The 18395-nt window shown below is 68.1% G+C and carries 13 protein-coding genes and 1 pseudogene; 11 read left to right on the forward strand and 3 right to left on the reverse strand.

Translation table 11 applies throughout. The annotated features are described in order from the left end of the window. Positions 1-79: 79 nt before the first annotated feature. Together HW837_RS05205 and HW837_RS48420 are read right to left on the reverse strand one after the other, a co-directional pair. The gene (locus HW837_RS05205; RefSeq protein WP_319687390.1) at positions 80-1147 is read right to left on the reverse strand and encodes a LacI family DNA-binding transcriptional regulator; all 1068 of its coding nucleotides are present in this window, start codon (positions 1145-1147) and stop codon (positions 80-82) included. A 234-nt stretch (positions 1148-1381) separates the two neighbouring features. Further along, complete coding sequence (locus HW837_RS48420; RefSeq protein WP_193382044.1) at positions 1382-3181, reverse strand: RICIN domain-containing protein; 1800 nt, start codon at positions 3179-3181, stop codon at positions 1382-1384. 466 nt (positions 3182-3647) lie between these two features. Between HW837_RS48420 and HW837_RS05215 the strand changes: the two genes are divergently transcribed. From HW837_RS05215 to HW837_RS05265, 11 genes and pseudogenes are all read left to right on the forward strand, one after another. After that, the gene (locus HW837_RS05215) at positions 3648-5648 is read left to right on the forward strand and encodes an RICIN domain-containing protein (protein ID WP_193382045.1); all 2001 of its coding nucleotides are present in this window, start codon (positions 3648-3650) and stop codon (positions 5646-5648) included. A gap of 91 nt (positions 5649-5739) precedes the next feature. Beyond that, positions 5740-7455 (forward strand): substrate-binding domain-containing protein, encoded by a 1716-nt coding sequence (locus HW837_RS05220; protein WP_193382046.1) that lies wholly within the window; start codon positions 5740-5742, stop codon positions 7453-7455. A gap of 270 nt (positions 7456-7725) precedes the next feature. Then, on the forward strand, positions 7726-8853 hold the full coding sequence (locus HW837_RS05225; protein WP_193382047.1) for a Gfo/Idh/MocA family protein: 1128 nt from the start codon (positions 7726-7728) through the stop codon (positions 8851-8853). After that, a complete protein-coding gene (locus tag HW837_RS05230; protein ID WP_193382048.1) occupies positions 8846-9769 on the forward strand; it encodes a DUF6807 domain-containing protein in 924 nt (307 codons plus the stop codon). The genes HW837_RS05225 and HW837_RS05230 overlap by 8 nt, the downstream gene beginning before the upstream one ends. Continuing rightward, a complete protein-coding gene (locus tag HW837_RS05235; protein WP_313895624.1) occupies positions 9766-10509 on the forward strand; it encodes a cupin domain-containing protein in 744 nt (247 codons plus the stop codon). The genes HW837_RS05230 and HW837_RS05235 overlap by 4 nt, the downstream gene beginning before the upstream one ends. A 79-nt stretch (positions 10510-10588) precedes the next feature. Next, entirely contained in the window at positions 10589-10960 is a 372-nt protein-coding gene (locus HW837_RS50270) for a family 43 glycosylhydrolase (RefSeq protein ID WP_408996864.1), read from the forward strand. Further along, positions 10894-11229 (forward strand): annotated as a pseudogene (locus HW837_RS50275) (family 43 glycosylhydrolase); the annotation flags it as partial. The gene HW837_RS50270 and the pseudogene HW837_RS50275, both read left to right, overlap by 67 nt. Then, positions 11172-12089: a family 43 glycosylhydrolase gene (locus HW837_RS48425; RefSeq protein ID WP_390623601.1), complete on the forward strand. Its 918-nt coding sequence runs from the start codon at positions 11172-11174 to the stop codon at positions 12087-12089. The pseudogene HW837_RS50275 and the gene HW837_RS48425, both read left to right, overlap by 58 nt. A 108-nt stretch (positions 12090-12197) precedes the next feature. Next, positions 12198-12404: a PaaX family transcriptional regulator C-terminal domain-containing protein gene (locus HW837_RS05255; RefSeq protein WP_319687395.1), complete on the forward strand. Its 207-nt coding sequence runs from the start codon at positions 12198-12200 to the stop codon at positions 12402-12404. A 523-nt stretch (positions 12405-12927) separates the two neighbouring features. Beyond that, positions 12928-13812 carry an alpha/beta hydrolase family protein gene (locus HW837_RS05260; protein WP_193382050.1) on the forward strand — a complete coding sequence of 295 codons (885 nt, stop codon included), beginning with the start codon at positions 12928-12930 and terminating at the stop codon, positions 13810-13812. A 242-nt stretch (positions 13813-14054) separates the two neighbouring features. Continuing rightward, entirely contained in the window at positions 14055-15293 is a 1239-nt protein-coding gene (locus tag HW837_RS05265) for a glycoside hydrolase family 5 protein (RefSeq protein WP_193382051.1), read from the forward strand. Positions 15294-16288: 995 nt separating this feature from the next. Here HW837_RS05265 and HW837_RS05270 read toward each other — a convergent pair. Then, complete coding sequence (locus tag HW837_RS05270; protein ID WP_390623599.1) at positions 16289-18208, reverse strand: rhamnogalacturonan lyase; 1920 nt, start codon at positions 18206-18208, stop codon at positions 16289-16291. Positions 18209-18395: the final 187 nt, after the last annotated feature.

An 18395-nucleotide genomic window follows, 5' to 3' on the forward strand; every position in this document is an offset into this window, starting at 1 on the left:
CGCGGTGCGGACGGGGCTCCGGGCGCGTATGTCCGTCCGGACGCCCGTTGCACGGCGGCCGGTTGCCAGGGCCGACGGGCTACATGGTGTGGTTCGTCCTCGCCGGTCCGGACGACTCTCGCAGCACGAGGCGGCAGTCGAGGTCCAGATGCAGTTCCGGTTCGCTCTCCTCGCGGATGCGGGCGAGCAGGGCCCGCATGGCCCGCCGGCCCATGGCCTCTCGGTCGAGATCCACGGTGGAGATGGACGGGTTGAAGTACGCGGTGAACTCCTGGTTGTCCCATCCGAAGACACTCACGTCGTCCGGGACGCGCCATCCGCGGTCCTGGAAGCCGCGGATCACGCCCATGGCGACGTCGTCGTTGGCGGCGAGGACCGCGGTGACACCGGAGTCCGCCGACAGGCCCTGGGCCGCCTCGTATCCGGACCGCACGGACCAGTCACCGTCGATGACGGCGTAGTTCTCCAGGCCCCGCTCGGCGACCGTCCGCAGATAGACCTCGCGTCGTTTGCGTGCCGACATCCAGTCCGTGCTGCCGGCGACATGGACGAAACGCCGATGGCCCAGGGAGACGAGGTGGTCGATGATCATGGCGGCCGGCTCGCCGTCAGCCGTGATCCCGTGGGACCGCATCTGGTCGTCGTACTCCCCTATGACGACGGTCGGAGTATGGTCCAGCCCCAGTTTCTCCAGGTCGCCGATGGGGGTGAAGGTCAGCACCCCTTCGGCCTGACCGGAGTCGAGCAGGGCGCGGACGCGGTCGCCCCTGACCCGTTCGTCGCCTTCCAGGCCGACGATGTCCAGCAGGTAACCGGCCGCCTGTGCCTCGGCGGACGCTCCCCGCAGGATCTGCGAGGGCACGAAGGTCGTCATGGCCGGCAGGACCACGGTGACGCGGTTCGACTTGCGGGTGCGCATCGAGCGCGCCACCAGGTTGGGCCGGTAGTCCAGCTCGGCCACGGCCTGCTCTATGCGGGCCACCGTCTGCGGCTTCATGCCTCCGTTGCCCCGCAGGAAGCGCGAGACGGTCTGATGCGACACTCCCGCGTGCGCCGCGACGTCGAGGATGGTGGGACGCTTTCTGGACGGCGGTTTCGGCCGTTTCACGTCCCGCTCCGCTCTCTCCGGTCCCGTGTCCGCGTCCACCGTGCCGCCCCCCGCCGCATCTCCACGCCCCGCACGCCCATCGGTACTGTACTGCCGAGTTCTCCATGGCAGGCCGGGTCCCTTCCTCTTGCCGTCTCGCCGGACCCGAGCGCATGGGCCGGTCGAGCTCGGCTGCCCCGCGGATCGTCCGGCCTGGCCGGCCGCATGGTCCCTGTCCGGGCCGTGCGGTCGGCCGCCGGATCCGCCGTCACCCGGCGGCTCGTGTTCCTCATGTCAGACCTGCACGGTCCAGTGCTGGTTCGTGTGCGACTCGTCGTTCCAGCACGTGTACTGCAGCAGCCGGGCGCCGTCCGTCGTGAGGGCCCGGTCCACGTCGAGGCACTTGCCGGAGTGACGGGCGACGATCTCGACGTAGCCGGTGCCGGTGTCGCTCAGCCGCCACTGCTGGCTGGTGCGGCCGTCGCAGGTCTGCTGGACGATCGCGGCCGTGTTCGCCGTGGAGGAGCCGGCCACGTCCAGGCACAGTCCCGAGTGCCGGGAGAGGATCTGGTAGTAGCCCCCGCCGACGTCGTGCAGCTGCCACCGCTGGTCGCCGCCGCCCGAGCAGCCGGCCTGTTCGATCGCGACTCCGGCCGTGGTCGAGGAGCCGACCGCCTCGGCGCACTTGCCGGAGTGTCGCGCCTTGAGCGTCGTCGTGTCGGCCAGCTGGGACAGTGTCGATGTGAGGACGGGCACGTAGAAGTCGGTGATGCCTGCGATGTTCGGGTGCGTCCCGGTGCCGCCACTGCCTGGGAAGGTGTTGACGAGGTTGTCGAACGTGTACGCCACCCGCTGGGCGTCAACACGCGTGTCGAGGGTCGCGTCCGCGAAGACGTCGGCCACCGCGATGCCCCACTTCTGTGTGGCTTGCAGGTACACCTGGCGCAGGGCGAGTTGGGTGTCCCAGTCCCGCGAGCCCATTTTGTGGGCGGCCACGTACACGAGCTGGGCGGACGGCCACTTCTGCCGCATCGTGCGGATGGTGGTTTCGAGCGTTCCGGCGTACGTGCCGGTGTCGAACGTGGCGGGGTCCTGGGAGGCGCTGACGGTGCCGACCGTGTAGGTGTGGTTGGTGTAGATCTCGCCGGCGTCGTTCGTGCCGCCGTCGAAGACGACGAAGTCGGGCGCCTGCGCGTTGGCGTTCTGCACCTGGGTGAGGATCTGGTTGCTGGTGGGACCCACGGTCGCACCGTTCACCGCGTACTTCGTCAGCGTCATGCCTTCACGTTCGGCGAGGAAGTTCATGAAGCTGCGGGAGTACTTGTGCCCCCAGACGATGCTGTCACCGAAGGCGTAGACGGACGAGCCGGTGAGGGATCCGTAAGCGGGGTTCACGGGGCGGGTCAGGCGGAAGTTGTCGATGGACTGCACACCGGTGCCGTAGTAGTTGCAGGCGACGAACTTCGCCAGGTTGGTCCCCGTGATGGTTTTCGTGCCGGAGGCCAGCACGATCGGCGCCGCCTCCTTGCTGGTGATCGTGTACTGGACCTTCTGGAGGGTGAAGTCCATGTGCAGATCGACCGTGTACCACTTGGTCCGGTCGAAGCTGATCTTGGTCCAGGTGGGATTGAGTGAGTCCGGAGCGGAGGTGGAGTCCGAGTCGGGTCCGGTCACGGCGTAGCGGAGTTCCGCTGCGGTCGCGGCCAGCCCGAAGACGAGGTGCCCGGCGTCGTCGCGCAGTTCCAGACCGGTCTTCATCCCGGTGCTGGAGATGGCCGTCTTCCAGTCGAACCGCAGGTCGAGCGTCTTCTCCTGGGTGATCGAGGACGCGAACGGACGCACGGACGTCGTGTAATTGCCCATGCCCTTCGTGACCTCCAGTACGCCGTTGCCGATGGCGGCCCCGACCGGGAAACCGAAGTTCGCGGGGGTCGTCTGGGCGTCGAACGTCTCGTTGAGGAACGTCGCGCCGGGGGTTTCGGCGGCGGAGGCGGCCGGAGCCGTGAGGAAGGTCGCGATGAGGAGGATGCCGGCGGCCAGGGAGCCGGCCCATCTTCGGGGCCGACGGCCCGTTCTGCGCATGACCGTATACACGTGATCTCCCTTGATCTGGTGATACCGACCGGTGCCCGGCGGGGAGGAAGGAACCCGGCCGTGGCTCGGCCCGAGGGCGCACAGAAAAGCCACGAAGTACCGGGGCGATGAAGTGTCCGACAACAGCAGGGGCAACTTAGTGATCGTTCACCCGAGCGGTCAAGATGTCTGCAGGTGATCGTTCACTACGTGGGGGTCCCACCGGCACGACCTGAGCCGACCGGCTCTGGGCTGCGAAGCAACTCTCCCCGTTCACACCATTGACACACAAGCGTTTCAGCCAGTCTTATGTGCGCCATCGTTGGTTTCGGCCACCGTCTGATCGCCAGGGCCTCGCCATCGCCTGTCGGCTCGATCACGCTGCGCCCGACCCCCCTGCCTCGAAGGTTCCTGACGGGCACCGTCGAACCCTCAATCGTGATCGTTCACTATCCGGCAGAAGTTCACCTGACACGGAGGTAGTGCAATGAAGTCGAACACCGGCCCTTGGTCGCGCCGCAGATTCCTCGCCACGAGCGGGGCGGCGGCCCTCGGGGGCATGGCGCTGAACCTCGTCGGCGGCCTCCCGCGGGCTGCCGCGGCCGGCGGCGTGGTGTCCCACGTCGACACCTCGAAATCCACGTACGACAAGATCACCCTGATGGTGGACGGGAAGCCCTTCTTCCACAGTGGCGTCCAGTTCCGGTACGAGAAGCACAAGTACACGTTCGGCTGGACGGACGCCCAGCTGAAGCCGGTGCTCGGGATGATCCGCGACGACGGGTTCACCGTGGTGAACATCCCGATCTGGTGGTCGAAGGTGGAGACCTCGAAGGACGTTTTCGACTTCACCGACGTCGACCGGTACCTGGCCTGGTGCGGGGAGTTCGGCCTCAAGCTGGAACTCCTGTGGTTCGGCCACGAATCGACCGGTTCGTCCCTGGCGGCCCGGATGCCGGCCTACGTGATGAACGACTACCAGGCCGTGGTGAGGTCCGACGGCACCAAGCTGACCCTGAACGGCAACCCTCTCCTTGACAAGACCGATCCGAGCCTGCTCGCCAGGGAGAAGTTCGTACTCGGTCGGCTCATGACCCACCTCGCGTCCGCCGACACCGCTCACACCGTCGTCGGCATCCAGGTGCTGAACGAACCGAACGTGTCGAAGCAGCAGGGCGGCCAGTCCATCGACCGGAGCTACAGCACCTACAGCACCGACCTGTGGAACAGCGGCGGATACACCGACGCGACGAAGTTCCGCAAGGACGTGCTGCTGAACTACCTGACCCAGCTGGGACAGGTGATCAAGCAGTCGGACTACTCCGTGTACACCCGGACCAACCTCGCCGGCAGCGCGGACACGGTGCCGGTCGCCGAGAACGAGGCCCTCAGGGCCCAGGGGACGGCGACCATCGACTTCTTCGGGAAGGACCCGTACACCACGGGCCTCGACACGCTCTACAACTACGGGAGGGACGCCGTCTGGGCCCAGGGGAAGAACTTCCCCATGATCATGGAGAACTTCGGCGGATCCGCGGCGGCGGACGTCGAGAAGTTCAACGCCATCGCAGGCAACACCGCCCACAATCTGTACGCCGCCCTGGACCCGGACTCCAGCACGGGCAGCAGCAGCCACGGCCTGTACGACTTCAACCCCACCACCAAGGTCGTCACCCGCAAGGCCGTCTCGGACAAGGTCGCCCGGCTCAACCACGTGCTGAACAAGATCCACCGGGACCTCGCCAGCAAGCGTCCGGTGGAACGCGGCGGAACCGACCTGCAGACGTTCAACCGGAGCGCGACCGCCAGCACCACCACCACCAAGACCGTGGGCGGCGTCAACATCGCGTTTACGACATCGAGCGGTGCGCAGGCATTCGGCGTCAGGCGCGGTGCGGCCGAGTTCGCCTTCACCACCACCACCGAGGCCACGTTCACACTGCCGGGAAGCATCGGTGTCGTACGGTCCGTCGAGGTGGGCCACTACGACGGAGACGACACCTGGGTGAAGTCCGGCACGAAGGCGTACAGCACCGTGTCCGGGAACACCGAGATCACCCTGGCGACCGAGGAGTGCGTGCGGGTCTCGTACCTCGTCAGCGGCGCAAAGTACAAGCTGAGGAACACGTCCTCGGGCAAGTACCTGGACACCGACGCGAACGGCGCGGTCATCGTCGCGTCCGGGACCGTGTACGACGACCAGGACTGGATCGTCGCCAAGGACTCGTCCGGTGCCTGGACCATCAAGAACGTGCGAACGGGGCGCCTGTATCTGGAGACCGTCGCCACCGACAACAACGTCATCTGGAACACCGGCACCGTCGCGGACGCCTCGCTCTGGAACCTGGAAGGGGTCACGGCAGGCGGGCTCCGCGTCAGGAACACCCACACGGGAAGGGCCTACCTGTACGGGAACTCCGCGGGTGAGGCGAAGTGGAACACCGGAACGCAGGACGCGAACACGGTCTGGGAATTCCAGCCCAGGTAGCCGCGCCCGCCGTCCCTTCCCCCGCGAGGCCGGAAAGGCGGTCCACGCGGGGGGAAGGGACGGCGCAGGAGGCCCGTGTAATGATTGCTGCATGACGCAGGCCGACGTGTTGCGGGCTCTGGATGCCAGGGCCGCCGGTCAGTGGGGTCTGGTGACCACCGCGCAGGCGAAGCTGGACGGTGTGCAGGGCGTCCAGCTCCTGCGGCTGGAGCGGTCCGGGGCGCTGGAGAGTGTCGGCCACGGCGTGTACCGCCTGGCCGCCTCTCCCCAGCCGGAGCACCTCAGGATCAAGGTGGCGTGGCTGCGGCTGGATCCCGGGACCCCGGCGCGGGAGCGCCGTACGGACGGCTCCGGGGCGGGCGTCGTCTCCCACGCCTCCGCGTGTGCGGTGCACGGCTTGGGCGGCCGGCCCACCGACCCTGTGGAGCTGACGGTCTCGTCCCGCCGTACCACGCGTGACGAGGCCGTCGTGCTGCACCGCGCGGCCATGGACGTCGAGGACGTCACCGTCGTCGACGGGCTGCCCGTGACCACCGTGCCGCGTACCGTCGTCGACCTGCTGGAAGCCCGTGCCGCCGCGGCCCGTACGGGCACCTTCGTCGCCGAAGCCGCCGCCCGTGGCCTGGTGCGCGTCGACGACCTCGCGCCACGGGTCGCGGCCTTCGCCGGTGCCTACGGACTGCCCGCGGACGCGTCCGGCGCGGAGCTGCTGGAGTTCCTGTGCGAGCAGGCGGGGCGCCCTCTGCGGGCTGGTAGGGCCGGTCGGCCCGCCGCGAAGGGCGCCGGTCCGAGGGCGGCCTCCGACCCGGAGAGGAAGCGGCCGACCATCTGGGAGGTCGCCAAGCGGGCCGGTGTGTCGCACCAGACCGTGTCCCGGTTCCTGAAGAACGACAGCGGCATGAAGCCGGCGACGCGAGCGAGGATCGAGCGTGCCGTCACCGAGCTGGACTACCGGCCCAACCTCATGGCCCGGTCGATGCGCACGCAGCGGTCCCACCGGATCACCATCGTGCTGCCCGAGTTGAGCGGCTTCGTTCCGATCCCTCTGCTCAGGGGCGCCTCGGCCGCGGCGCACGAGGCCGGGTACATGACCGACGTCGTCGGGCTGGAGGGCGGCGAGTCGCGGCGCGCCCGCAGCGTGCTGTCCCTGCTGGAGACCCGGCAGGCGGACGGGGTGCTGTCGCTCGTACCGCTCGGGGACCTCGCCGGCGACCGGGGCGCCGGGCAGTGGCCCGTGGTGGTGCTGGGCGAGTACGACGACAACCTCCAGTCCCGGGGACGGCTGGCCGACGGACGGCCCGCCGAGGAGATCCTGCGTCACCTCGCGGACCAGGGACACCGCCGGTTCCTCCACGTCGCGGGCTCGCAGGACTGGGCCTCGGCACGCAACCGGCGGGCGGTCTACGTGGAGGCGATCGAGCGACTGGGTCTTACGTCCTACGGCGTCGTCGACGGGGACTGGTCCGTGCGCTCCGGCTACGAGGCCGCGCGGGACCTGCCCGCCGATTCCGGCGTGACGGCCGTGCTGGCCGCCAACGACTACGTCGCACTGGGGGTACTGCGCGGCTTCCAGGACCGCGGTGTGCGGGTGCCCGAGGAGATGAGCGTCTTCGGCTGGGACGACGAGGAGTTCACCCGGTACTTCTCACCGAGCATCTCGACGGTACACATCAACAAGGAAGAAGTCGGCCGCCAGTCGATGCTGTCGCTGCTCGCCCTTCTGCGCGGCGAACCCGAGCCGAAGTCCGAGGTGGCGGATCTGTTCCGTCTCGTGCCGCGAGGGTCGAGCGGCCCGGTCAACCGCTGAGCCCGGTCGGCGTTCCGGTAGGGCGTCACGCAAAATGTGAACGATCACTACGCAACCCTTGACCACGAAGGTGATCGTTCACTACGTTCGGGCTGCCACCCTGTTCGTGTCGGCGAGAGCCCAGTCCGTCCGACAGAGCCGTTCCCCTCGACCGCACGGTCACGCGTGCACGCCTTGGGCTGAGCAGGTCGAACCGACCTTCTTCGTCAGCGGTTGACGAACCCCCGGTGCCGCGCCCAGGCACCGCCCGAGCTTCCACGAAAGAGCCACATGACTGAGTACAGCCAGCCCGCGAGGGTGGCGATCGTCGGTGCCGGCAACATCGCCGACGGCTGCCACATGCCCGCCGTCCAGGCCCAGAACGGCGAGGCGACCGTCATCGCCGTGGTCGACGTCGACCTGCGGCGCGCCGAGGCGTTCGCCGCCCGCTGGGGCATTCCCGCCGCCTACGACAGCCTCGACCGGATGCTCCAGGAGCAGCACCCGGACCTGGTCATCGTCTGCACGCCCCCGATCGCCCACGGCGAGGCCATCACCGCCTGCCTGGACGCCGGAGCGTCGGTGTGGTGCGAGAAACCCCCCACCCTCTCGGTCGCCGAGTACGACGCCGTCGCCGCCCACGAACGCGAGGGCGGCCCCTACGTCTCCTACGTCTTCCAGCACCGCTTCGGGTCCGCCGCCCGGGCCCTACGGGAGCACATCCGCACCGGCCGCCTCGGCGCTCCCCTGGTCGGCGTCTGCCACACGCTGTGGTACCGGGACGACGCCTACTTCGACGTCCCGTGGCGCGGCAGGTGGGAGACCGAGGGCGGCGGTCCCACCATGGGCCACGGCATCCACCAGATGGACCTCATGCTGTCCCTGATGGGGGACTGGAGCGAAGTCCGTGCCGCCATGGGCACGCTGGCCCGCGACGTGGAGACCGAGGACGTCTCCATGGCGATGGTCCGCTTCGCCAGTGGCGCCATGGTGTCCATGGTCAACAGCCTCCTCTCTCCCCGAGAGACCAGCTACCTGCGCTTCGACTTCCCCGAGGCCACGGTCGAACTGTCCCACCTCTACGGTTACGACAACACTCACTGGACGTGGACCCCCGCACCTCACCGGGCCGAGGCCACGGCCGCCGAGCTCGGGGCACCGCTCGACGACGAGGCCAGTTCGCACGCCGCGCAATTGCGCCTGCTGCTGCGCTCCCTGCGCGCCGGGCAACGCCCCGAAGCCAGTGGGGACGACGGCCGCCGCGTCCTGGCCTTCATCGCCGCCCTCTACCAGTCGGCGACGACCGGACGTCCCGTCACCCCGGACATGGTCACGCCGGACAGCCCCTTCTACCACTCCATGAGCGGTCGCCTCTCGGCCGCCCAGGACAACGCCGACAAGGAGAAGACCGGTGTCTGACAGCCACTTCCGGATCGATTACGACGAGGCCGGGACCGAGTTCGTGGTGTCGGCCGCGGGCACGGATCTCGCCACGTACGTCTACCGGCCGGACAGTCCTCTCGAGGAATCCCCCAAGCCGTATCTCTACCCGTTGAAGACCCTCTCCGGTGCGCCCGTGGGTGTCTACCGGCCCTGGGACCACCGCTGGCACAAGGGCCTTCAGATGACCTGGTCGCATCTGTCCGGCGACAACTTCTGGGGTGGGCCCACCTTCGAGGAGGGGGCGCCGGGCCACGGCTACGTCTGGCGCGAGAACCACGGACGGCAGGTGCACCGCGGCTTCGACCGGCAGGACGACCGCGGCAGTGAGGTGTCGATCTCCGAGGTCCTGGACTGGGTGGCCTCCAGCGACGAGGTGTGGATCGACGAGACCCGCACCCTTCGCTTCCACAGCGCCGATTCCGGCGACGGCGTCTGGGCGCTGGACTTCACCACCGACCTGACCAACGTTCACCGCGTGCCGCTGGAACTGGGCAGCCCCACCACACACGGCCGCCCGGGCGCCGGCTACACGGGACTGTTCTGGCGCGGGCCCCGGTCCTGGACCGGGGCGGACGTCATCGCCGACGGGGGTCATGAAGGCGACGCCGTCATGGGCACCCGGGGCGCCTGGGCGGCCATCACCGGCGAACACGACGAGATCGACGGCGGTGCCACGGTCCTCGCCTACGCCGGCACCACCACGGCCGCCGTCCCGCTGACGTGGTTCGCCCGCAGCAGTGCCTTCGCCTGCCTCAACCCTTCGCCCGCCTTCGACACCGAGATCAAGCTCGAGCCCGGTGAGACCCTGTCCCTGAGCCACCGCTTCGTGTTCATCGACCGCATGGTGGACCGCCGTGAACTCGAGCCGATCGCCCAGAGGTTCACGCCGTGACCGCCCTCCCCGACTTCCCCGGAGCCGTGGGACTGAGCCAGCTCGAGGTGTACCCCTGGCCCACGGCGGACGACGAACACGGCGGCTCGCCCCACATGCACCTCGTCTGCTCGGAGTGCTACGTCGTCGTCAGCGGCCACGGCCGGCTGGAGACCCTCAACCACAAGGGCCACACGACGACCGAGCTGCACCCCGGAGACACGGTCTGGTTCACCCCTGGCACGATCCACCGCGCCATCAACGACGAAGACCTGCGCGTGATCGTCGTCATGCAGAACAGCGGCCTTCCTGAGGCGGGCGACGCGGTCATGACCTTCCCGCCCGCGCACCTCTCCCCCGAGGCCTATCCGGACGCGGCCTCGCTCCTCGACGCCGACGGGACCCCCGACCCCGAGCGCGCCCAGGCACGCAGGGACCTGGCCATCGAGGGGTTCAGGGAGCTGAAGCACCAGTGGCGGCGCGGCAACCGCTCTGCCTACGAGGACTTCTGCGCGGCAGCCGTGCGACTCGTCCAGCCACGCCTGGACGCCTGGGAGAAGACAGTCGACGACGGTGCGCTGGCCGCCGCACAGGCGGCACTGCGGCAGATCGATTCGCTGCGCAACGGCGACTTCAACCACCTGTACAAGGCGACCGTCTCACGTATCGCCCAACCGCCCCGGCAGACACTGGGCATGTGCGGTCTCCTGCGCGCCTACAACCCGGCCCGCCGGGTCGGCACATCGGCCGAGCCTCAGTGACACCCCACCACTCGAGCACGTCCGCACAGGTGCTGACCTGCCCGGATTCGAAGCATGGAAAGTGTTTCGCATGAGTTCGATGCTGCCGGAAGGCGATGGGAGCGCCGACGCGGCCACCGCCCCGGTCTCGTCAGGGATGTATCCCGACCCATCGGTTTGCCGAGTCGGCGAGGACTACTTCCTGGCGAATTCGTCGTTCGAGTACAGCCCCTGCGTCCCGATCTGGCATTCCCGGGACCTGGTGTCCTGGCGTCAGATCGGCAACGCCCTGACGAGGGACGATCAGTTCCCCGCGGGCCGGTCGCCCGTCGAGTCGCGGCATCTACGCTCTGACGCTGCGCCATCACGGGGGACGGTTCTGGCTGATCACCGCGAACATCGACGATGCTCGCGGTGGTCATCAGGTCTACCACGCGACCGACCGGGCCGTGGTCGGCGCCGGTGTGCCTGACCGAACTCGACGGCATCGACCCGGACCTGGTCTGGGACGACGAGGGAACGTGCCTGGTCACCTACTGCTCATGGTCCGAGACCGAGATCGGCATCAGGCAGGTCGCGGTCGATCTGGAGCAGGGCGTGGTCCTCGAGCAGCCGCGATGGATCTGGCACGGCACCGGCCTGGCCCATTCCGAGGGGCCGCACCTTTGCCGGCGCGGCGACTGGTGGTACCTGGTCATCGCCGAAGGCGGCACCGACCGGGGCCACGTGGTGTCGGTCGCACGCTCACGCAGTCCCGCGGGCTGTTCGAGGCAGCCCCGCACAATCCTGCCTTCAGCCACCGCAGCACGGCTCATCCCGTCCAGAACGCCGGGCATGCCGATCTGGTGGAGCGCCCCGACGGGACGTGGGAAGCGGTGTATCTCGGTACACGGCCGCGCGGCCGCAGTCCGCGCTTCCACGTCAACGGGCGTGAGACGTTCCTCGCCGACGTCTCCTGGGTGGAGGACTGGCCACACTTCAGGCCGGCGAGCGCAGGGGTCCCCACCGGGCAGCGGGACTTCGAGGACGACTTCTCCGCGCTCGGACCGCATCTCAGGTGGGTCTCGCCAGGGGAGCGTCCCGACCGGTTCGTCCGCAGCGTGCCGGAAGGGGTGGTCGTGCGTCACACGCCGAGCGAGACCGGCGAGCCTTCGGGCCTGTTCACCCGGGTCGGCGGAGACCACTGGGAGGCCGACTTCCTCGTCGATCCAGGGGAGGGTGTGTTCACCGTCGCGCTACGGCTCGATGGTGCTCATTGGTACGGGCTGCGCGTCGCCGACGGCGAAGTCACGGCCGTTGCACGGATCGGACAGATCCAGACGACTCTCGGCTCCGGCCCGCTGCCCGACTCCCCTGTCAGCCTCCGCATTCGAGGACGTCGCGCAGCCCCCCGCGGGCATGGCGTTCAGCCGACGGCGGGTGCCTCCTCGCAGGGCGTCGCGGCGGGCGCTGGGGTGCTCGTTCTGTGCGTCTACGGCAATCAGCGGGTCCCGTGTCCTGTGTGCCCGGAGGTCGCGTTCCGGCATGGGGAGTTGTCGTCGGCCAAGGAGCCAGCGGCCAACCCCGCCCAGGACAGAGCGACCCGGCACACAACGGGCTGAGCCCACCACCACGGTCGTGGGCGCGGGGGGTTCGTCAGGACGGGCAAGCGATGCGGCGTCGTGGAGTGCATCCGCGTGTACGCGCGTCGCCCCAAGTAGTTCCCCATCCTGGACCCGCTGCTCCCCATCGGGCTGCTGCCGCCCGGCTGGCCCCGGTCACGAGCGCGGGAAGTCTGCGTCGCGGTGTACGACGGCCTGCTCCAGCCCGCCCAGGACCACGTCCGCGCCGTGGTGACCCGATTCGCGGAAGGACCGCACCCCGACATCAAGGCCCATACGATCGCCGGCATGAGCGCAGGTATAGGCCACGGCTGACGAGGGACCGTCGCGAGCGTGACCGAGCGGTCCGCGGAGACACCACGCAGCACCTCCCGGACCCTGCGATCCATCGAATTCGTTTCGAATGCAACAGAGTTGGGCGCCAATGATTGACACACCGGCACCCGATCGGGACTCTGACTGTTACAACCCGATGTGGGAACGCTCCCAGAGGCGCAGCACAGGACCAGTGGAAGGAGATGCACCCCCTGCGCCGCTTCCGCAGAATCAACACCTCCCCGTCAGATAGCGGGCGCGTGAAGGGCTTCTCCCTCAACAAGTCACGGTTCGGCCGGTGTTCACCGGCTCGCCGCGCCTCTGCCGGCAAGGCCACACCACGCCGATGCCCACCTCGGGCAGGCCCGGAACGTCCTCCCCCATGCACGATTCGCCGTCCTGCCCCCCAACGGCGACTCCCCCCCCACCACCTCGGTCAGCCTCACCGCTGCGGCTTCACCAATGCCTCTGCGCGACACCTGACCGAACAGCGCTCCGCACACCCCCCACACCAGGAGTCCTCATGACCATGCAACGGCGTAGGTTGCTGACCCTGAGCGCAGCCGGAGCCGCGGGCGTAGGCATGTCCCTGCTCGGCACGGGCCAAGCAGGTGCCACCGCACGGGCCGGAGCTCCGACCCAGCGGTTCGCGGTCGGCGTACGCCAATACGCCTGGAGCCGCGGCACCCGCCGGTGGACCACCTACGTCTACTACCCCGCCACCGGCACCCCCGGTGGCTCCCCGGTCGCCAACGCCCCCGTTGCCCAAGGCGTCTTCCCGGTCTGCGAGTTCATGCACGGCTTCAGCAGCAGCCCGCAGAATTCCCTGGCGATCATCCGCCCCCTGGCCGAGGCCGGCTTCATCGTCCCCGCCCCCCACTTCGCCAACCTCAGCGGCCAAGACGTCCACAACGGCAACCAGTCCAAGGACGTCTCCGAGGTCATCACCCGGACCCTCGCCCTCAACACGGCCGGCGACCCGCTGGCCGGCCACATCAACACAGCAGTCGGAGTCGGCGTCTCCGGCCACTCGATGGGCGGCATGACCACCCACGGCCTGCTCACGGCCTGGCCGGACGCACGGATCACCGCCGCGATCCCCATGTCCTGCGTGGACATGGGCAACCCGAGCCCGTCGGTCCGCGCCAAGGCCCTCTTCATGCACGGCGACCGGGACGGAACGTGCCCGATCGCCTCCGCTCGTCAGGCGTATCGGGAACTGCCCGCCGCCAAGGCGTTCCTCACCTTCCGCGGCGCCGGCCACAGCAACTATTTCGGCGACTCCCGGACCATCAACACATTCGTGGACTGGATGCGGTGGAGCCTCTACGGCGACACCGGGGCCCGCGACCGCCTTCGCGCCGACGCCACTTCCTCCACCACCACCTGGGAATCAGTCCTGAGCTGAGGAGCAACCACGCACGGCCCGGGTGCGCGCGCCTGCCGTGATCGCCGCGCATCCGGGCCGCGCAGGGTGCGTTGCCGCCCACGGACGCCCGCGAGGGCAGCCGCCGCGCAATCGACTGCGTTCGTTTCCAGGCCGGCGTGGACACCACCGCCCGAACAGCAGGCGGCTCCGGCCGCCCCCACTCGCACAGACAGATCCACTTGGGGGTCCGACACCCTCAAGGACGCAAGAGAGGAAAGCTCATGGTTTCACTAGCAGGGAAGATCAGAGTCATTTTCCTTGCCGTCCTGTTGGCAGTTTCCGCATCTGTATACGGCGCGGCGCATCAGGCATCGGCCGACACCGTGGCACAGTCGAGCGCTTCGCAGATCGTGGCCGACATGGGCGCGGGATGGAATCTGGGGAACCAGCTGGAAGCCAATGCCAACGGATACCCCAACGAAACGGCATGGGGACAGCCGGCCGTAACACAAGCCCTCGTCGACAAAGTAAGGGCGGCCGGGTTCAAAACCATCCGGATCCCGGTCTCCTACCTGGGACACATAGGGCCCGGCCCGGATTACACGATAAACCCGTCCTGGCTGAACAGAATCCAAGAAGTCGTCAACTACGCCTACAACAGGGGCCTGCATGTGATGATCAACATGCACGGTGACGGCTACAAGACCATCAACGGCTCCTGGCTGATCTGTGATTCACCCTCCCAAACAGCGATCAAGGCCAAGTACCAGAAAGCCTGGCAGCAAATCGCGAACAGGTTCAAGAACTACGACCAGCGCCTGATCCTGGAGTCCATGAACGAGGAGTTCGACGGGCAGTACGGCAACCCGACCCAACCGTGCTACTCAAACATCAACAGTTACAACCAGATTTTCGTCGACACCGTACGCAAAACCGGCGGAAACAACAGCTCAAGGTGGCTGCTCGTTCCCGGCTGGAACACAAACATCGATTACACAGCGGGGAACTACGGCTTCGCGGTTCCGTCCGACCAGTACCGCTCCCCCTCCATTCCCGCCAATGAACGGCGAATCATGATCTCCGTTCATCACTACAGTCCGTGGGATTTCGCCGGAGAGGAAAGCGGCACCATCACGCAATGGGGACGAGCGGCGACCAACCCATCGAGGACGTCCACCTGGGGACAGGAAGACTATCTGGACTCGCAGCTGAAAAAGATGTACGACACATTCGTCGCGAAGGGGTATCCGGTAGTTGTCGGCGAATACGGCGCCATCGACAAGTCATCGTTCGATTCGTCAAACAACAGGTATCGCGCGGACTTTGCACGGGCCGTCGCGGCCACCGCCAAGAAATACGGCGCGGCCACCGTCTACTGGGACAACGGTGCAACCGATCGGTACGGGTTCGGGCTGTTCAACCGGCGCTCCCTCACGGTCACCCAGCAGGGCATCATCAACGCCATCATGACCGGCGTCAGCGGCAGTGTTGCCGGCTCTGGCCTTCCGTCCGGCACGTAACAGGACCCGAGTCTCGGCGAAGGGTACATGCCTCTACATACCTCGTGGGCGCGCAGTTGGGCCGGGTGGCGATGCCACACGGTGTGCGATCTCGTCAACTGCGCGCCGACCAGCCGGAGAAGCTACCTGCGCTGCTCCGCATCTGGGAGGTGGACGGCTGCTGCGGCTGAGCAGTCCCGCCGGGTGGCGTCACGGTCTGTGTGTCCTGGCGGTGCCGGTGGGGCCGGCTTCTCGGGACACGATTCCCGCCGAGACGGACTCGACATGCCCTCGACCCTGGAGGAGCGCGGCGGCCGGCGCTCATCACGATGGGCATCCGCCTCACCAGGACTTCGGCAGGGCCCCGGCGTCGAAGGTGCGGGACCCAGCGCGATACGACGAGCAGACGGTTTTGGGACGACCCCGCTCTGTACCACTGCCGTTGGTACGTCTGGCAGCAACAGACTGAGCGGGCCGGCGGCTTCTCACGACATCATGGCCGCTGTCCGGGGCATGACGAAACGGCGGCCGCCTCGTTCGCGTACGGCCGCAGTGGTCCAGTGGCGGAACGGAATCCAGGTGATGGGCTGGACGCCGGCGCGCACGGTTCCGGTGCCGTCGCCGACCAGCCCCCGGCCAGGACGCCGCCGTCGTCGGCTTCGGCGACATCGGCCCAGTGGTGGGCGTCGTCCTGGAGCTGGTTTCCGTGACCGTACATCTGCGGGAGCTCAGGCTCCGCGGGAGTTACGAAGACGCCGTACGGTTGGTGTCCGCCGACCGTGATCGGCGCGGCGGTGGTGTTGAGCGCCTCACCGGCCGACCGGCCGGCGCCTTCGCGAGGCGTGCTGTCGGCTACGTGGCAGGGTTCCGCTGACGGGATCGGCTCACCACCATGAGGCCAGAAGAAGGCGGCAGCGGATCTCCGGACTTCACCCTGGTCCGTGCGACCGCCTCCGGCAGGTCCTGAACCCCAAGAACACCCTCAGCGGGCCGCGTGCACCACTGCCAGCGCTCTGTTAACCATGCCAGGTTCCACGGCTGTTCGGCAGCGCGACGGCGGGGCGGGGTGGCGTAGGCATGTTGCCGCCGATGAAGAAGCTGGGGTGCGGGGGCTGGTTGTAGGCAGTGTTCTGCCAGGCCAGGGCCGTGCGGTACTGGGTGTCGTGGAGGAGGGTCGTGATCCGCGTATTGGCCTGGTACGGCGTGGAGTAGATCCGCAGGGCCGTGTTGTTGGACGTCGGCCAGATGACCTCCTCGCGCCAGTCGCCGAGGAGGTCGCCGGACAAGGACGGCGTCGACTTGGTGCCGTTGGTCGAGTGGACTCCCGAGCCGGTGAGCAGGCGGGTGTCGCCGGAGGTGCCGTACTTGTCGATGTGGGTGCCGTCGAGGAGTTCGCGCGTGGTGTCGCCGTCCCACCACGCCAGGAAGTTGCTGGACCCGGGCTTACGACTGGCGACCACCGCGCCCTTGGGGTTGCGGACGCCACTCACGAGCGACGACCACGACTCGGCGCCCGCGCTGCCGGACCAGATGTCACCGGACACCCCCCGGCCGTTGTCACCGCCGGCCGGGGTGGACCAGAGGATCTGGCCGGTCCTCGCGTCCGCCATCCAGGAGGACGGCTTGGAGCTGTCCTCGTCGACCTTGAACTCCTCCAGACCTGGCCGGGACGGGTCGAGGTCGCCCACGTGCATCGCGTCCCCGTGGCCGTTCCGCGTCGTCCACAGGCCGTTGCCGTTGTCGTCGACGGCCATCGCGCCGTAGACGACCTCGTCCTTGCCGTCCCCGTCCACGTCCGCGACCGACAACTGGTGGTTGCCCTGGCCGGCGTAGCCGCTGTTGGCGTTGGAGTCGAAGGTCCACCGGCGGGTGAACTGCCCGTTCCGCCAGTCCCAGGCCGCGATCACCGCGCGGGTGTAGTAGCCACGAGCCATGATCACCGAGGGTCGGGAACCGTCCAGGTAGGCCGTGCCCGCCAGGAACCGGTCCACGCGGTTGCCGTAGGAGTCCCCCCAGGACGACACCGTGCCTCGGGCTGGGACGTAGTCGACGGACTGCATGGCCTTGCCCGTCTGCCCGTTGAACATCGTCAGGTACTCGGGGCCGGACAGCACGTAGCCCGAGGAGTTTCGGTGATCGGCCGAGGAACTGCCTATGACCGCGCCGATTCCGTCCTTCGTGCCGTCGGCGGTCTTCATGGCGACCTCGGCCTTGCCGTCGCCGTCGTAGTCGTACACCTGGAACTGTGTGTAGTGGGCACCGGAGCGGATATTGCGGCCCAGGTCGATACGCCACAGGCGAGTGCCGTCGAGCTTGATCCCGTCGACGATCGTGTTGCCGGTGTAGCCGGACTGGGAGTTGTCCTTGGCGTTCGTCGGCTGCCACTTCAGAACGATGTCCAGGGCACCGTCGCCGTCGAGGTCGCCGACGGAGGCGTCGTTGGCCTCGTAGGTGTACGGCGAGTTGCCCGGTGAAGTGCCCCCGGACGGCGGGGAGATCGGCACGTCCTTGTACCCGGTGCGGAACTGGAGCGCGTGCTCGGACGGCGCCTGCTCGATGCCGTTCACCACCGCGCGCACCGTGTAGTCCGCCGAGTCCGGGGCGCCTGCGTCCAAGTAGTTCGTCGAGGTGGTCAGGGGCGAGGAGTTGAGTCTGGTGCCGCCACGGTAGACGTTGAAGGCCACGTCGTTCGGGTCAGTGGCCAGCCACCGCCACGACACCAGGTTGCCGCTGCCGGTGTGGACGCTGGTCAGACCCCGATCGAGGCGTTCCACCTGCCGCGCGGTCGCGGCGTGCGCGGTCTGCGGCAGTCCGGTGAGTGCGGAGAGGGCCAGTGCGGTGGCGGCCGTCAGGCCGCCGAGCAGCCGATTGCTGGACCGGCTTCGGATTCGCCATGGGCGCGATGCGGTGCGCGGATGCCGGTGCGGGTCGGTCACTATGACCTCCGATGTGGGGGTGGTATGAAGATCGCGGAGACGGCGGTCTGACCACAGGTGTGGGAACGCTCCCATTCGCTGCGAGGGTAGAAATTCACTGATAGCCCGTCAAGCATTCTGTTGACCCTTTCTGTTCGAGCGTGTTCGGATGCGAGCCGACGAGATGCCCCGTGCGCAGCCTCGTCCC

It is taken from the genome of Streptomyces caniscabiei (assembly GCF_014930365.1).
Taxonomy (GTDB): Bacteria; Actinomycetota; Actinomycetes; order Streptomycetales; family Streptomycetaceae; genus Streptomyces; species Streptomyces caniscabiei.

Coding starts and splice junctions, on each gene's coding strand:
- HW837_RS05215 (WP_193382045.1), top strand. CDS start 3,648: ATGAAGTCGAACACCGGCCCTTGGTCGCGCCGCAGATTCCTCGCCACG.
- HW837_RS05220 (WP_193382046.1), top strand. CDS start 5,740: ATGACGCAGGCCGACGTGTTGCGGGCTCTGGATGCCAGGGCCGCCGGT.
- HW837_RS05225 (WP_193382047.1), top strand. CDS start 7,726: ATGACTGAGTACAGCCAGCCCGCGAGGGTGGCGATCGTCGGTGCCGGC.
- HW837_RS50270 (WP_408996864.1), top strand. CDS start 10,589: ATGCTGCCGGAAGGCGATGGGAGCGCCGACGCGGCCACCGCCCCGGTC.
- HW837_RS05260 (WP_193382050.1), top strand. CDS start 12,928: ATGACCATGCAACGGCGTAGGTTGCTGACCCTGAGCGCAGCCGGAGCC.
- HW837_RS05265 (WP_193382051.1), top strand. CDS start 14,055: ATGGTTTCACTAGCAGGGAAGATCAGAGTCATTTTCCTTGCCGTCCTG.